Source organism: Kitasatospora sp. NPDC030952, assembly GCF_055571335.1.
In genome coordinates this window covers 130158-144879 of sequence record NZ_JBVIFM010000017.1, presented here as the reverse complement: position 1 = coordinate 144879, position 14722 = coordinate 130158, and the positions used below count along the sequence as shown (strand labels likewise).

Here is a 14722-nt window from a genome sequence, read left to right as displayed (position 1 = left end):
CTCCGTCCCCACTGTCACTCCGTCCGCAGCGCCGTGACCGTCCGGGTGCGGGCGGCCCAGGTGGCCGGCAGGAGGGCGCCGAGCAGCGCCAGCACCAGGCCGCCGAGTATCAGCGGCCCCACCACCGACGGGGCGAACACCGTGAGGTCCTCGTCCGGCACCCCGATCCCGGCTGCGCGGGCCATCGCGGGCATCACCAGATGGTGCACCGCGATCCCGATCGGGACCCCGATCAGCCCGGCCAGCAAGCCGCTGCCGCAGACCGAGGTGAGCACCATGCCGATGGTCTGTCGAGGCGACATCCCGAGCGCCTTGAGCACCCCGAGGTCGTGCACCCGTTCCCTGGTGTCCAGCAGCACCGTGTTGAGCACCCCGAGCCCGGCCACCACGGAGAGCAGCAGTGTGAGCATGCCCGCCAGGGTGTTCATCGCCAGCACCACGATGTTGAGGTGGTCCTCTCCGGGGTCGGCGCTCAGCCCCATCGGTTCCACCACCGCGTCCAGCCCGTCGGCGTAGGCCTTGGCGTCGGTGCCCTGGGTGAGGTCGATGTGGAAGGAGAGCGCTTCGGGGTGGACCGCGCCGCCGAGCGGATCCAGCGAGGCCCGGTCCATGAACAGCAGATCCTCGACGGTCAGGACCTCGCCGGTGATCTTCGCCGGGGTGCTGCGCCCGTGGTCCGTGAGGGTGACGATGTCACCGACCTTCGCCTGGTTGGCCCGCAGGAAGGCGGCGCCGACCACCACCTCGCCGGGGCCGTGGAACCAGCGACCCGTGACCAGCTGGAAGCCGCTCCAGGAGGCATCGCCGGTGAAGGCGACCAGCTGGGAGCGTCCGGTGTTCCCGGCCACGGTGGCCGAAGTCGGCACGCTGCTGTACCAGGCCCGGGTGCCGGGGCGGGACTCGATCGCCTTCCGCACGGCCGCCTCGTCCACGTGGTCGACGGGCTTGGAGCCGTCGAACGGGGCCTGGACCACGACCTTGCCCCCGCGGTCGGCCGTCAGGCCGTTCTGGAGCGAGCCCAGGGAGAGCGTCAGACCGACGCAGAGGGTGACCCCGACCGTGCCGAGCACCACCGCGGCGGCGGTGGTCGCCGAGCGGCCCGGCCGGTTCAGCGGGGACGCCAGCCCGAGGCTGAGGGCGCGCGGCACCGGCAGCCGGCCGATCAGGTTCTGCATCCGGGTCGGCAGGCCGGCCGCTGTGGCCCGGCCCGACGCGCCCCCGGAGGCCGCCCGCTTGGCGCCCGGCGCCGTCCGGCCGACCGCGAGCGCCTCCACCGTGCGCAGCCGTCCGGCCCTCAGCGCGGGCACCAGCGCGGTGCCGGCCACCGCCCCCAGGGCCGCCACCGCGACCACCACGTCCACCCAGGTCGGGATGCCCAGCAGCCCTCCGCGCAGCGCCTTGTGGGCGATTCCGAGCACCGGCACGGACAGCAGGTTGCCCCCGACCACGCCCAGCGCGGTGCCGATCCCGGCGGGGATCAGCGCCTGGCCGACGTAGGCGCGCGCCACCTGGGCCGGGGTGAAGCCCAGGGACTTGAGGATGCCGATCCGCCGGGTGGCGGCGCTCACCGCGCCGCTGACCACGACGCCGATGATCAGCACCGACATGGCCAGGCCGAGCACCCCGAAGGCCGTGACGAAGGGGACGAAGGTCGAGGCCGTCCGGTTCGCCTCCGCCTGGGCGGGCCGGTTGGTGGTCGCCTTGATGAGCGCGCCGCCCGGCACGGCGGCGGCGATCGCCGCATGGTCGGCCTCCACCTCGGCATCGCTGCCGGCGTGGGCGAAGCGGTAGAGGTACTGGGCGGCGGGCGTGGTGCCCGGCGCCGTCAGCCCGGCCACCTGTTCGGGGGCGACCCAGCCGTCCGCGCTCCAGGAGACCGAGTCGGCCAGGCCGACGACCTTGAGCGTCGGGTGCCCGGGCAGATCAGGGAACTGCGCGCTGTCCCCGACCGCCAGCGGTGAGTGCCCGTTCAGGAACACCACCTCGCCGGGGCCCGCGACCCAGCGGCCCATGGTGATCCGCAGGTCGTCCATCGGGCCGTCCTGCGCCCGGCCGACCAGCGTCATCGGGGGCAGCAGGCTGCCGGCCGGCGGGATCCTGGTGTCCTGGCCGGCCCGCGGCTGGAGGGTGACCGCCGGGTAGGGCCCGGACGAGGCCGTCACCCCGGGCGCGTGCGCGGCCGCGGCGAGTTGGGCGGGGCTCGCCTTGGCCTGGTCGTACAGCACGTTGAGGTGCGCGCCGTGCTGGTCGGTGAAGGAGCGCTCGTACGGGGCCTGGGCGGCGACCAGCAGCCCGAGGGCGAGGATGCAGGCCGTCACGGACATCATCGTGGTGAGCACCATCACCAGGGTCTGCACCCGCTTGCGACCGACCCCGGCCCGGACCACCTTTCCCATCGCGTTCATGCGCCCCCTCCACTCCGGCCGCCGGCCGCCTGGACGGCGGCCGTGTCCCGGACCAGGCGGCCGTCGAGCAGCTCGATCGTCCGGTCGGCACAGGCCTCGGCGAGCGCGGTGTCATGGGTGACCAGCAGGATCGTCTGGCCCTCCGCGTTGAGCTGGCGGAGCAGGTCGCGGACGTCGGCGGCGGAGGTGCTGTCCAGCGCCCCGGTGGGTTCGTCCGCCAGCAGCAGCGGCGGGCGGTTCATCAGCGCCCTCGCCACCGCGACGCGTTGGCGCTCACCGCCGGAGAGCCGACCCGGGAAGGCCTTGGCGTGCCGGGCCACCCCGAGCCGCTCCAGCAGCTCCCCGGCCCGGGCCCGGGCCTGCTCCCGCCGCATCCCGGCGAGTTGGGCCGGGAGCAGCACGTTGTCCTCCACGTTCAGGTCGTCCAGCAGGTTGAAGAACTGGAACACCATGCCGATCCGCGTCCGCCGGTACTCGGCGAGCGCGGCCTCGCCGAGCTCGTGGACGGCCACGCCGTCCACCTCGACCCCGCCCTCGCTCGGGCGGTCGAGGCCGGCGATCAGGTTCAGCAGCGTGGACTTGCCACTGCCCGAGCGGCCGAGCACGGCCAGCGCCTCTCCGGCCCGCACCTCGAGGTCGAGTTCGGCCAGAGCCGGACGGGCGGCGTCGGTTCCGTCGTACGTCTTGCTGACGCCACGGATCCTGATGATCGGCGCGTTCACGGGCCCTCCACGGTTCGGGGTCCGGCACCGGGGAGACCCGGGCCGGCTGACGGAACATCACGCTACGAATCCGCGACCGGGTGCGGACAGCCGTCTAAGCGGCGTCCCGGGGGTGTATCCAGATACACCTCGAACTGGGTGTTCAGGCCTAGAGCGTCGGGCTTGCGGGCGGGGCAGACTGACTCAGCGAAAGATCGGGACAGAGGCCGACGGGGTCTCCGGAACCCAGGCTTCGAGCCCTCGGCGGGGCTCAGGACGGAGGGGGCGCGACATGAGGGCAGAAGAGATCGGCCGGGCGGCCCGGCGGGTGAGCCGGGCCTGTGCGGACGGCGCGCGCGCCTGGTACGTGGTGACGTTGGCCGTGACGGGCCTGATCTCGCTGCTGGCCGGCCCGGTCCTGCTCGGCGCCGCGCTGCTCGGGCCCGACGAGTCCCGGCCGTTCGGCCTGGGCGGCCCGCTGATCCTGGCGGTGCCACTGGGCCCGGTCGCCCTGTGGGCGCTCTGCTGGGCCACCGGCGGTGGCGGGCGGGCGATCGGAGCCGTCCTGTTCGCCCCCGGCGCGCTCGCGGTGACGGCCACCCACCTGTACGGCGGCGCCGCCCCCGGCGGGCGGTCCGTCTCGCTCTGGCTGGCGCCCTCGCTCCTGGTGCTCGGGCTGTTCGGCGCACGCTGGATCGCCACCGAGACCCGGCGGGTCGTCGACCGGTGGAGCGGGCAGCCGATCCCGGCGCCGTACCGCCGCCCGACCGGCGGGGGCGGCTCCTGGGAGCGACTGTGGTCCGGCGGCTGGCTGGCCGACCCGGCGACCTGGCGGGACCTCGCCTGGGCGCTCCTCAGCGGACTCACCGTGCTGTTCACGGCCGCGACCGTGCTGTTGGCTCCGGTCGCCATGGAGATCTTCGGGCGGAACGGGCTGCTGTTCCCGCTGGTGATCGTCTACGGCATGGGTGTCTGGATGGCCCCGTTCGCGATCCTGTGGGCCGCGCCGCCCGTGCTGCGGATGCACGAGAAGGCCGCCCGGTCCCTGCTCGGACCGTCCCGGCGGACCGAACTCGCCCGCCAGGTCAGCCACCTGTCGCGCACCAGGGCGGACACCATCGACGCCGGGGCGGCCGAGCTGCGCCGGATCGAGCGGGACCTCCACGACGGCGCGCAGGCCCGGCTGGTGGCGCTGGGCATGCTGCTGACCGTCGCCGAGCAGGTGAAGCACGATCCGGAGGCCCTCGGGCCACTGCTGGTCGAGGCCCGGACCTCCTCGGTGAAGGCGCTGAGCGAACTGCGAGACCTGGTCCGGGGCATCCACCCACCGGTGCTGGCCGACCGAGGCCTGGCCGACGCGGTGGAGGCGACCGCGCTGGACCTGCCGCTGCCGGTCACCTTCGCCGGCAGCCTGCCCGGCCGGGCCCCGGCTCCGGTGGAGTCGGCCGCCTACTTCGCGGTGAGCGAACTGCTGGCCAACGCGGTGAAACACTCCGGGGCCTCGCACGTATGGATCGAGATAGGGCACAGTGACGGGCTGCTGCGGATATCGGTCACCGACGACGGGCGCGGAGGCGCGGACCCGTCCCAGGGCACCGGCCTCAGCGGAACCGAACGGCGACTGGCCGCCTTCGACGGGGTGCTCGCGATCAGCAGCCCGTCCGGTGGACCGACCATTGTGAACCTGGAGATCCCGTGCGCGTTGTCATCGCGGAAGACCTCTTCCTCCTCCGGGACGGGCTGACCCGGCTACTGGAGGCCAACGGCATGAAGGTCACCGCGGCGGTCGAGAACGGCGAGCAGCTGCTCACCGCGGTGGCCGCCGACCGGCCCGACATCGCCGTGGTCGACGTACGACTGCCGCCGAGCTTCACGGACGAGGGGCTGCGCGCGGCGCTGGCGGCCCGGCAGGCCCACCCGGGCCTGCCCGTGCTGGTGCTGTCGCAGTTCGTGGAGCAGCTCTACGCCCGCGAGCTGCTGGCGGGCAGCTCGGGCGGTATCGGCTACCTGCTCAAGGACCGCGTGCTGGACGGCGCGCAGTTCCTGGACGCCATCCGGCGGGTCGCCCAGGGCGGTACCGCGATGGATCCGGAGGTGATCACCCGGCTGCTGACCCACAACTCCTCGGCCGGCCCGGTCTCCACCCTCTCCCCACGGGAGCGGCAGGTGCTGGGGCTGATGGCCGAGGGCCGCTCGAACGCGGCGATCGCCCAGCAGCTGGTCATCACCGAGCGAGCGGTCGCCAAGCACACCGCGTCGATCTTCGTCCGGCTCGACCTCCAGCCCTCCGATGACGACAACCGTCGCGTCCTGGCCGTCCTGGCCTACCTCAACAACGCCTGACAGCCCTCGATGACAAACGCCTGGCAGCCCTCGATCCCAAGCCACACTCGACGCCACCCCGCCCAGGAGACACCCAATGTGACCGATCCCTGACAAGTGACGGGCGACCTTCCGCCGCAGGGGGGTTCGCCCGCCACCGAACGGGTCATCTACGCTGGTGAGGTGCTCATCCTTGTTCGCCGCCGCCACGTGGACCTGCTCCGCGTGACGAGCATGTCCTGTCGACGCTCCGGCTGAACCTCGCGCCACCCACCCTCATGGCGGCCCCGAGCGGCCGCCACCACCTCCCGGCTTCCGGAGCACCCGCCGCACCAGGCGCGGCTCCGGCCTCCCCTGGTCGACCACCGGGACCAGCCGGGACGAGACCAGCGGATGTCACACATGACGCAGCAGCACACGCCCATATCCGGAACCAGCGCCACCCCGGAGCCCCGCCCCGAGCCCCGCCCCGCCACCCACCCTGCGGCCCGCCCCGCGGCTGGTGCCGAAGCAGGTCCAGGGACCCGCCCCGAGGCCCTCCCGGTGATCGACCTCTCGCTCGCCGACGGCAGCCCGGAGGACCGCCGCCGACTGCACGACGAACTCCGCGCCGCGGCCACCGGCGTCGGCTTCTTCCAGCTCGTCGGCCACGGCATCACCCCGGAGGAAACGGCCGCGCTCACCGGAGCCATGCGCGCCTTCTTCGCCCTCCCCGAGGCCGACCGGCTCTCCGTGAGCAACCTCAACTCCCCCCACTACCGCGGCTACACCCGTACCGGCGACGAGCGCACCGGCGGCAGCCAGGACTGGCGCGACCAGCTGGACATCGGCGCCGAGCTGCCCCCGCACACCCCCGGCACCGGCGAGCCCCCGTACTGGTGGCTGGAGGGCCCCAACCAGTGGCCGGCCGCGCTCCCCGAACTGCGCACCGCCGCCCTGGGCTGGATCGACCACCTCGGCACGATCGCCCAGCGCCTGCTGCACGAACTCCTCACCGCGATCGGCGCCCGCCCCGACTTCTACGACGACGCCTTCGCCGGCCACCCCCACCTGCGCCTCAAGCTGGTCCGCTACCCCGGCACCGCCCCGGACGGCGCCGGTCAGGGCGTCGGCGCCCACAAGGACTACGGGTTCATCACCCTGCTGCTCCAGGACACCGTCGGCGGACTCCAGGTCGAGCGCCCGGACGGCACCTTCCTGGACGTCCCGCCGCTCGACGGCGCCTTCGTGGTCAACCTCGGCGAGCTCCTGGAGGTGGCCACCGACGGTTACCTCAAGGCCACCAGCCACCGGGTGGTCAGCCCGGCCGGAGCCCGCGAGCGCTACTCCGTCCCGTTCTTCTACAACCCCCGGCTCGACGCCCACATCGCGCCGCTCGACTTCCCCCTCGCCCACCACGCCCCCGGCGCCACCGAGGACCCGGCCAACCCCCTCTTCGCCGACTTCGGATTCAACGAGTGGAAGGGCTACACCCGAGCCCACCCCGAGGTCACCCGCCGCCACCACGCCGCCCTCGCCTGACCCAGCCTGGCCCGACCCGCTTGCCTCACCTGACCCACCAGCCTCGTCCCACCCACCCACCCACCCACCCACCGGCCTCGCCCGACCGGACCGGCGCTCCCCCGTACACCGGGGCGCGTGCCGGTCCGTCGCTGCGGCTGCCCCCGTCACCCCGTCCGATGGACCTGATCGAACCGCACTGTCACACTGCTGCTGTCACAGCAGGAATGTGCCAGCGCGGGAGGCAGCAGATGGGGGAGCACGGCGCCGGGGTGGGCGAGGTGCGGCTGACGGTCGACGAGTTGGCGGCGCGGGCCGGGGTGACGGTGCGGACCGTGCGGTTCTACGGCACGAAGGGGTTGCTGCCGCCTCCCGAGCTGGGGCCGCGGCGGGTGGGCCTGTACGGGGCCGCGCACCTGGACCGGCTGGGGCTGATCGAGGAGTTGCAGCGGCAGGGGCTGACGCTGGCCGCGATCGAGCGGTACCTGGCCCGGCTGCCCGAGGACAGCACCCCGCTGGGCCTGGCGATCCACCGGGCGCTGGTGGCGTCCTGGACGCCGGAGGCGGCCGAGGAGGTGGGCCGGGCGCAGTTGGAGCGGCGCGCCGGTCGGGGGCTGTCGGAGGAGCAGGTGGAACGCCTGGTCGCGATGGGGGCGCTGGAGCGCACGGCCGACCCCGAGGTGTTCCGGGCGGACCCGGGCCTGCTGCCGTTGGGCGTACGGATCCTGGACGTGCCGATCCCGCTGGAGACGCTGCTGGCCGCCCGCGCGGTGGTGGTGGAGCACAGCCGGGCGACGGCGCGGGAGTTGCAGCGGCTGTTCCGGGAGACGGTGTGGAAGCCGTACCGGGAGAGCGAGCCGGATCCGGCGGAGCTGGCCCGGATGAAGGAGCTGACCGACCACATCCAGCCGATGGTGGCGCAGGCGCTGGTCACCGCGTTCCAGCGGTCCTTGCGCGAGGAGTTGGGTGAGGAGTTGGGCGAGGAACTGAGCGGGGAACCGGGTGAGGCCGCACCCGCACGCGGCACGGCCTCACCCTGACCCCCCGAGTCCCAGTCCCGGACCTCCAGTCCCGGGCCTACGGGGCCCAGGCCTACGTGGCCCGGGCCCGCAGGGGCCCACCCGGTCAGTCGGTGAAGGTCCGCCCCTCCGCCGCGATCCGCTCCAGCAGCGCCGGCGGCGCGAACCGCTCGCCGTACGCGGCCGCGAGTTCGCGGGCGCGGGCCGCGAAGCCGGCCGGGCCGCCCTCGTACCCGTTGATGTACTGGAAGACGCCGCCCGTCCAGGCCGGGAAGCCGATGCCCAGGATCGAGCCCACGTTGGCGTCGGCGACCGAGGTGAGCACGCCCTCCGCCAGGCAGCGCACCGAGTCGATCGCCTCGCTGAACAGCATCCGCTCCTTGAGGTCCTCGAACGGGACCTCGGAGGGATCGGTGGAGCCCGCGACGGAGAAGTGCTCCAGCAGCCCCGGCCAGAGCCGGCCGCGCTTGCCGTCCTCGCCGTACTCGTAGAAGCCCGCGCCGCCGCTGCGCCCGGGGCGGCCGAACTCGTCGACCATCCGGTCCACCACGGCGTCCGCCGGGTGCGGGGTCCAGGTCCCGCCGGCGGACTCGACCGCGAGCCGGTACTCGTCGCGGATCTTGCGCGGCAGGGTGAGGGTGAGCTCGTCCATCAGGGAGAGCACCTTGGCGGGGTAGCCGGCCTGGGCGGCGGCCTGCTCGATCGAGGACGGGTGGATGCCCTCGCCGACCATGGCGACGCCCTCGTTGAGGAACTGGCCGATCACCCGGGAGGTGAAGAAGCCCCGCGAGTCGTTGACCACGATCGGCGTCCTGTCGATCTGCCGGACCAGGTCGAAGGCGCGGGCGAGCGCCTCGTCGCCGGTCTGCGGGCCGCGGATGATCTCGACCAGGCGCATCTTGTCGACCGGCGAGAAGAAGTGCAGGCCGATGAAGTCGCCGGTGCGCTGGACGCCTTCGGCGAGTACGCCGATCGGCAGGGTGGAGGTGTTGGAGCAGAGCAGCGCGTCGGGGGCGACCACGCCCTCGATCTCCTGGAACACCTTGTGCTTGAGCTCGGTGTTCTCGAAGACCGCCTCGATCACCGCGTCGCAGTCGGCCAGGTCGGCGGCCTCGGAGGTGGGGGTGATCCGGGCGAGCAGGGCGTCGCGCTTGGCCTCGGTGGAGCGGCCGCGGGCGATGGCCTTGTTCAACAGGCCCTCGGAGTAGGCCTTCCCGCGTTCGGCGGCCTCCGCGCTGACGTCCTTGAGCACGACCTCGATGCCGGCCTTGGCGCAGGCGTAGGCGATGCCGGCGCCCATCATCCCGGCGCCGAGCACCGCGACCTTGCGGACCGGCCGCTTCTCGACGTCCTTGGGGCGCCCGGCACCGGAGTTGACCGCCTGCATGTCGAAGAACAGCGCCTGGATCATGTTCTTGCTGGTCTGCCCGCAGGCCAGCTCGGTGAAGTAACGGGCCTCGATCGCCATCGCAGTGTCGACGTCGACCTGGCTGCTCTCCACGGCCGCCGCCAGCACGTTGCGCGGGGCCGGGTAGGGGGCGCCGTTGAGCTGCTTGCGCAGATTGGCCGGGAAGGCGGGCAGGTTGGCGGCGAAGGCGGGGGTGGCCGGGGTGCCGCCGGGGATCTTGTAGCCCTTGACGTCCCAGGGTTGGACGGCGGTCGGGTTGGCCTCGATCCAGGCCTTCGCCCGCGCGGTCAACTCCTCCGGGGTGTCGACCAGTTCGTGCACCAGGCCGTGCTCCAGCGCCTGCGCCGGGCGGTACTGGCGGCCCTGCAGCAGGAACTTCAGCAGGGCGTCGGTGATGCCGAACAGCCGCACCGTACGGACCACACCGCCGCCGCCCGGCAGCAGGCCGAGGGTGACCTCGGGCAGGCCGATCCGGCTGGCGGGGGTGTCCAGGGCGATCCGGTGGTGGCAGGCGAGGGCGATCTCCAGTCCGCCGCCGAGCGCGCTGCCGTTGACGGCGGCGACGACCGGCTTGCCGAGGGTCTCCAGCGTGCGCAGCGAGCGCTTGATCCGCATGGACTTCTCGAAGACGGCCTCGGCCTCCTCGGGGCGCGCCGCGGAGAGCATCCGCAGGTCGCCGCCGGCGAAGAAGGTCCTCTTGCCGGAGGTGACGATCACGCCGCGCAGCGCGTCCCCCAGGCTCGCCAGCCGCTGGACCACGGTCTCGAAGTCGGCCGTGAAGGCCTCGTTCATGGTGTTGACGGACTGGGTGGGGTCGTCGAGGACGAGGGTGACCACGCCGTCCTGGTCCTGCTCCCAGCGGATGGTGGTGGTGTCGCTCATGAGTTCACGGTCTCCAGGTCTACCGGTCTGCTCTACCGGTCTGCGGGGGCGGGGTGGTCAGACGCGCTCGACGATGGTGGCGACGCCCATGCCACCGCCCACGCACAGGGTGATCAGGCCGTAGCGCAGGTCGCGCCGCTCCAGCTCGTCGACGACGGTGCCGAGCAGCATCGCGCCGGTGGCGCCGAGCGGGTGGCCGAGGGCGATCGCGCCGCCGTTGACGTTCACCTGGTCGGGCCGGAAGCCGAGTTCGCCGATGAAGCGCAGGGCGACCGCCGCGAAGGCCTCGTTGATCTCGACCAGGTCGATGTCGGCGGCGGTGAGCCCGGCCTTGGCGAGCGCCTTGCGGGTGGCCGGGGCGGGGCCGGTGAGCATGATGGTCGGCTCGGAGCCGGAGACGGCGGCGGAGACGATCCGGGCGCGCGGGCGCAGCCCGTACCGTTCGCCGACCTCGCGGTTGCCGATCGCGACGAGCGCGGCGCCGTCCACGATGCCGGAGGAGTTGCCCGCGTGGTGGACGTGGTCGATGGCCTCCACCCAGTGGTACTTCTGCAGGGCGACGGCGTCGAAGCCGCCGGCCTCGCCGATCGCGGCGAAGGACGGCTTGAGGGCGGCCAGGGTCTCGACGGTGGTGCCGGGGCGGATGAACTCGTCGCGCTCCAGCACGACCAGGCCGTTGCGGTCGCGGACCGGGACCACCGAGCGGTCGAACAGGCCGTCCGCCTGGGCCTTGGCGGCGCGGGCCTGGGACTCGGCGGCGAAGGCGTCCACGTCGGTGCGGGAGAAGCCGCCGATGGTGGCGATGAGGTCGGCGCCGATGCCCTGCGGGGCGAAGTTGGTCTCGTACGAGGTCATCGGGTCGGCGAACCAGGCGCCGCCGTCGGAGGCCATCTTGACCCGGGACATCGACTCCACGCCGCCGGCCAGGATCAGGTCCTCCCAGCCCGAACGGACCTTGGCGGCGGCCAGGTTGACGGCTTCCAGGCCGGAGGCGCAGAAGCGGTTCTCCTGGACGCCGGCCACCGTGTCGGGCAGACCGGCCGCGATGGCGGCGATCCGGGCGATGTCGGAGCCCTGGTCGCCGATCGGGCTGACCACGCCGAGCACGATGTCGTCGATCGCGGCCGGGTCCAACTCGGGGTAACGGCGGCGCAGTTCGTGGATCAGACCGACGACCAGGTCGATCGGCTTGGTGCCGTGCAGCGAGCCGGTGGCCTTGCCGCGGCCGCGCGGGGTGCGGATCGCGTCGTAGACGTACGCTTCGGTGGTCACGATGGGGATGCCTTTCGGGGCGAGGGTTCCTGCGGGTCCGGAGGCCTTCCGGGGCCTGGGGAGCGGGCGGCGCCGGACGGGACCTGGGGTAGGGGCGGCGGCGCCGGGCGGGGCTCAGCCGAGGATGGCGGGGCTCAGCCGAGGATGGAGCGGCCGACGATCTCCTTCATGATCTCGGTGGTGCCGCCGTAGATCGTCTGGATCCGACCGTCGGTGAACGCCCGGGCGACCGGGAACTCGCTCATGTACCCGTAGCCGCCGTGGAGTTGGAGGCAGCGGTCGGCCGTGCGCTTCTGCAGTTCGGTGGCCCACCACTTGGCCATCGAGGCGTCGGCCGGGGTGAGCGCGTAGCGGTTGTGCTCGATGATGCAGCGGTCGACGAAGGTCCGGGTGATCGCGCACTCGGTGGCCAGTTCGGCGATCTCGAAGCGGACGTGCTGGAGCTTGGCCAGCGGACGGCCGAAGGCCTCGCGCTGCTTGACGTAGTCGGTGGTGATCTCCACCAGGTACTCGGCGCCGGCGATCGCCGCGGCGGCGATGGTCAGCCGCTCCTGGGCGAGGTTCTGCATCAGGTGGACGAAGCCGCCGTTGAGCTCGCCGAGCAGGTTCTCCTTCGGCACCCGGACGTCCTCGAAGAACAACTCGGCGGTGTCCTGGGCCTTCTGGCCGATCTTGTCCAGGTTCCGGCCGCGCTCGAACCCGGGCGTGCCGCGCTCGACGGCCAGCAGGCTCAGCCCGTGCGCGCCGCCCTCGGGCGTGGTCCGGGCGACCACGATGACCAGGTCGGCCAGGATGCCGTTGGAGATGAAGGTCTTGGCGCCGTTGAGCAGGAAGTGGTCACCCTGGTCGACCGCCTGGGTGCGGATGCCCTGGAGGTCGGAGCCGGTGCCCGGCTCGGTCATCGCGATCGCGGTGATCAGCTCGCCGCTGCAGAAGCCCGGCAGCCAGCGGCGCTTCTGCTCCTCGGTGGCGAGCGAGGTGAGGTACGGGCCGATGATGTCGTTGTGCAGCCCGATCGCCAGCCCGGAGGCCCCGGCCCGGGCGAACTCCTCAGCCAGCACGGCGGCATAGCGGAAGTCCGGGGCGCCGCCACCGCCGAACTCCTCGGGCACGGCCATCCCGAGCAGCCCCTGCCGCCCGGCCGCCAGCCAGACGGAGCGGTCGACGATGCCCGCCTTCTCCCAGCGGTCGTAGTGCGGCAGCACCTCCTTGGCGAGGAAGGCCTTCACGGTGGCCCGGAAGTCCTCGTGCTGCTGGGTGAAGATCTCGCGCTGCAACGCTACTCCCCTTGTTCTGCCGCTGAGTTGACGGATTCGGTGGCGCTGCTCGCGGGCCGGAGCGCCGGAACACCCCACTCCCGGGCCACCTCGGCGGTGTCCGCCCCCGGCCGGGCCGGTGGGCGGCGCAGCGCGCCGGGGGTGGCGGAGAAGCGCGGGGCGGGGGCGGGCTGGGTCACGCCGTCCGCCTCGACATAGGTGCCGCGGGCCGACAGGTGCGCCTCGCCGGCTGCCTGACGCATCGTCAGCACCGGTTCCACGCAGGCGTCCGAGCCGGCGAAGACGGCCTCCCACTCGCCCCTGGTCCGGGTGGCGAAGCGGGCCGCGATCAGGGCGCGCAGTTCGGGCCAGCGGGCGAGGTCGTACTGACCGGGCGCGTCCGGGCCCAGCTCCAGCAGGCGGGCGAACTCGGCGTAGAACCGCGGCTCCAGTGCGCCCACCGCGAGGTGCCCGCCGCCGGCGGCCCGGTAGATCGCGTAGAAGGGTGCACCGCCGTCCAGCAGGTTGACGCCCCGGCGGTCCTGCCAGTGGCCGGCCGCCAACAGCCCCCACAGCATGCTGCCGAGGTGGGCCGCACCGTCCACGATCGCGGCGTCGACCACCTGCCCGGCCCCGGTGGTACGGGCGTGGTGCAGCCCGGCCAGCAGGCCGACGACCAGGTAGAGCGAGCCGCCCGCGTAGTCGCCCAGCAGGTTCGCCGGGATCCCGGGCGGCGCGTCGGCCCCGCCCGGCGAGGCGACCAGCCCGAGCACCCCGGCCACCGCCGCGTACCCGAGGTCGTGCCCGGCGGTGGCGGCCCGCGGCCCCTGCTGGCCCCAGCCGGTCATCCGCCCGTACACCAGCGCCGGATTGCGCGCCAGACACGCCTCCGGGCCCACGCCGAGCCGCTCCGCCACCCCGGGCCGGTAGCCCTCGATCAGCAGGTCGGCCCGCTCGACCAGGTCCAGCACCAGGCCGGGCCCCTCGGGCGACTTGAGGTCGACCAGCACCGAGCGCTTGTTCCGGTTGGTGAGGTCGTACGCCGGATCGGTGCCGAGCGGCGACGGCTCCGGGCGGTCCACCCGCACCACGTCCGCCCCGAGATCACCCAACAGCATCGCCGCGAACGGCCCCGGCCCGATCCCGGCGAGCTCGACCACCCGCACACCCGCCAACGGCCCCGGCCCGCCCGCACCGGCCACCGGACTGCTTGTGTCACGCACTGGCTGCAGAACCCTCCGGGGTTTGACAGTAAAGCTGTAACACTCGCGATGATAGGCAAGCGACCGGCCGGTAACAAGCCCTCGACCCCGGGCCCGTGTCGCCAATTCACCCCCGCCGAAGCCCTGATGGAATCGATCACACCCAGTGCGGCCGACGGCACGGAGGGTGCGTCGGTGCACTGACGGAGCCGACCTGTACGGTCGTCATGTCGCGGGGGTACACGAACCCCCCAACGTCCAGGGGAGGACACACACATGGGCAGCCCGTACTTCACCACCGGACCGGTCGCCCCGGCGACGGACCCGATGCCGAGCACGGCGGCCAAGAAATCGCCGTACGCCGTTCCCGCGCCGGCCGACAACGGCACCACCGTGCCGCCACTCCCCTTCATTCCGCCCGGCAAGGTCACCAGCCGGCTGGACACCCCGTACGAGCTCACCGCCTCCGCCGGACTCGCCCGGCAGATCGCCACCGACCTCGACAACGCCAACGCCAAGGCCGGTCCCGGCGCGCACAGCCTCACCGAGTACGCGAGCACCGCCGCCACCAAGATCCGCGGCTTCTCCTTCGGTGGCGCCCTCACCAGCAGCACCGAACGGTGGCTCCAGCAGTGCAAGACCCTGCACGACAAGGTCGACAACGCCGCCACCGGCCTCGACCAGACTCGGCAGAACTACCACTCCAACGAGCTCACGACCACCGCCGATCTGCGCGCGACCCGGTAGAAGTCAGA

The 14722-nt window shown here is 73.0% G+C and carries 11 protein-coding genes; 5 read left to right on the top strand and 6 right to left on the bottom strand.

The features are described from left to right. Window positions 1-14 precede the first annotated feature (14 nt). Both ACZ47G_RS27115 and ACZ47G_RS27110 read right to left on the bottom strand, forming a co-directional pair. On the bottom strand, window positions 15-2405 hold the full coding sequence (locus tag ACZ47G_RS27115; RefSeq protein WP_465746919.1) for an FtsX-like permease family protein: 2391 nt from the start codon (window positions 2403-2405) through the stop codon (window positions 15-17). Further along, window positions 2402-3127 carry an ABC transporter ATP-binding protein gene (locus ACZ47G_RS27110; RefSeq protein WP_465746917.1) on the bottom strand — a complete coding sequence of 242 codons (726 nt, stop codon included), beginning with the start codon at window positions 3125-3127 and terminating at the stop codon, window positions 2402-2404. Before ACZ47G_RS27110 ends, ACZ47G_RS27115 begins: the two co-directional genes overlap by 4 nt. Window positions 3128-3398: 271 nt before the next feature. On the opposite strand from ACZ47G_RS27110, the gene ACZ47G_RS27105 reads away from it, so the two are divergent. From ACZ47G_RS27105 to ACZ47G_RS27090, 4 genes are all read left to right on the top strand, one after another. After that, window positions 3399-4850, top strand: a complete 1452-nt coding sequence (locus tag ACZ47G_RS27105) for a sensor histidine kinase (protein ID WP_465746915.1) — start codon at window positions 3399-3401, stop codon at window positions 4848-4850. After that, entirely contained in the window at window positions 4802-5449 is a 648-nt protein-coding gene (locus ACZ47G_RS27100) for a response regulator (RefSeq protein ID WP_465746913.1), read from the top strand. The genes ACZ47G_RS27105 and ACZ47G_RS27100 overlap by 49 nt, the downstream gene beginning before the upstream one ends. A gap of 381 nt (window positions 5450-5830) precedes the next feature. Beyond that, the gene (locus ACZ47G_RS27095) at window positions 5831-6949 is read left to right on the top strand and encodes an isopenicillin N synthase family dioxygenase (protein WP_465746911.1); all 1119 of its coding nucleotides are present in this window, start codon (window positions 5831-5833) and stop codon (window positions 6947-6949) included. A gap of 230 nt (window positions 6950-7179) precedes the next feature. Next, the gene (locus tag ACZ47G_RS27090; RefSeq protein WP_465746909.1) at window positions 7180-7968 is read left to right on the top strand and encodes a MerR family transcriptional regulator; all 789 of its coding nucleotides are present in this window, start codon (window positions 7180-7182) and stop codon (window positions 7966-7968) included. Window positions 7969-8053: 85 nt separating this feature from the next. Here the strand turns inward: ACZ47G_RS27090 and ACZ47G_RS27085 are convergent, their stop codons facing one another. From ACZ47G_RS27085 to ACZ47G_RS27070, 4 genes are all read right to left on the bottom strand, one after another. Next, window positions 8054-10237, bottom strand: coding sequence for a 3-hydroxyacyl-CoA dehydrogenase NAD-binding domain-containing protein (locus tag ACZ47G_RS27085; protein WP_465746907.1), 2184 nt, complete (start codon window positions 10235-10237; stop codon window positions 8054-8056). Between the two features lie 57 nt (window positions 10238-10294). After that, a complete protein-coding gene (locus ACZ47G_RS27080) occupies window positions 10295-11509 on the bottom strand; it encodes an acetyl-CoA C-acetyltransferase (protein WP_380456317.1) in 1215 nt (404 codons plus the stop codon). Window positions 11510-11643: 134 nt separating this feature from the next. Continuing rightward, entirely contained in the window at window positions 11644-12786 is a 1143-nt protein-coding gene (locus ACZ47G_RS27075) for an acyl-CoA dehydrogenase family protein (protein ID WP_465746904.1), read from the bottom strand. Between the two features lie 2 nt (window positions 12787-12788). Continuing rightward, the gene (locus ACZ47G_RS27070) at window positions 12789-13931 is read right to left on the bottom strand and encodes a CaiB/BaiF CoA transferase family protein (RefSeq protein WP_465747042.1); all 1143 of its coding nucleotides are present in this window, start codon (window positions 13929-13931) and stop codon (window positions 12789-12791) included. A 312-nt stretch (window positions 13932-14243) separates the two neighbouring features. Here ACZ47G_RS27070 and ACZ47G_RS27065 point away from each other — a divergent pair, with 312 nt between their 5' ends. Next, window positions 14244-14714 carry a hypothetical protein gene (locus tag ACZ47G_RS27065; protein ID WP_465746902.1) on the top strand — a complete coding sequence of 157 codons (471 nt, stop codon included), beginning with the start codon at window positions 14244-14246 and terminating at the stop codon, window positions 14712-14714. The last annotated feature ends 8 nt before the right edge of the window (window positions 14715-14722 follow it).

Excerpts from the sequence above, each read along its gene's own strand:
- ACZ47G_RS27095 (WP_465746911.1), top strand. The coding sequence starts at position 5,831 with ATGACGCAGCAGCACACGCCCATATCCGGAACCAGCGCCACCCCGGAG.
- ACZ47G_RS27115 (WP_465746919.1), bottom strand. The coding sequence starts at position 2,405 with ATGAACGCGATGGGAAAGGTGGTCCGGGCCGGGGTCGGTCGCAAGCGG.
- ACZ47G_RS27105 (WP_465746915.1), top strand. The coding sequence starts at position 3,399 with ATGAGGGCAGAAGAGATCGGCCGGGCGGCCCGGCGGGTGAGCCGGGCC.
- ACZ47G_RS27090 (WP_465746909.1), top strand. The coding sequence starts at position 7,180 with ATGGGGGAGCACGGCGCCGGGGTGGGCGAGGTGCGGCTGACGGTCGAC.
- ACZ47G_RS27065 (WP_465746902.1), top strand. The coding sequence starts at position 14,244 with ATGGGCAGCCCGTACTTCACCACCGGACCGGTCGCCCCGGCGACGGAC.
- ACZ47G_RS27085 (WP_465746907.1), bottom strand. The coding sequence starts at position 10,237 with ATGAGCGACACCACCACCATCCGCTGGGAGCAGGACCAGGACGGCGTG.